General features: G+C 60.6%; 1 pseudogene. It reads right to left on the bottom strand.

The window, feature by feature from the left end:
• Window positions 1-192 (bottom strand): annotated as a pseudogene (locus JWG43_RS18475) (Bax inhibitor-1/YccA family protein); the annotation flags it as partial.
• Window positions 193-437: the final 245 nt, after the last annotated feature.

Below are 437 nucleotides of genomic sequence, written 5' to 3' on the forward strand. Positions count from 1 at the left end.
GAACTGGGCCACGATGAGGGCGATCATGATCACCATGTTGCCCAGGATGGCCATCTGCAGGTCGGGGCTGGAAGCCACGGCAAAGGCCGTCACGGCCGTGATGGCCAGGCCGGCGGTCATCCACATGTAGACCTGGCGCATATAGATGGAAACGGCGCTCACAGCGCTTTGTGCAATGGTACGAGCAGTCATGTTTTTCCTCCAGGATTTGGCCGCGCGGCATGCACGGCCGTACTTTCATTCCTTGCTTAACATATAGGGATATGGCGCGTAAAAGCAAGTCCCGGGCCGTCGGGGCAGCCCTTCCCTTGCCGCTCCCCCCGGCACATGCTACCGTGCGCCTGTCGCACCGGCATGGTGCGGCAGATCATCAAGGAGAACCCTTCATGAAGACATTCACTCTCTTCACCCGTCTGCTGCCCGCCCTGCTGCTGGCC

This window comes from Desulfobulbus alkaliphilus (assembly GCF_016918545.1).
GTDB lineage: Bacteria > Desulfobacterota > Desulfobulbia > Desulfobulbales > Desulfobulbaceae > Desulfobulbus > Desulfobulbus alkaliphilus.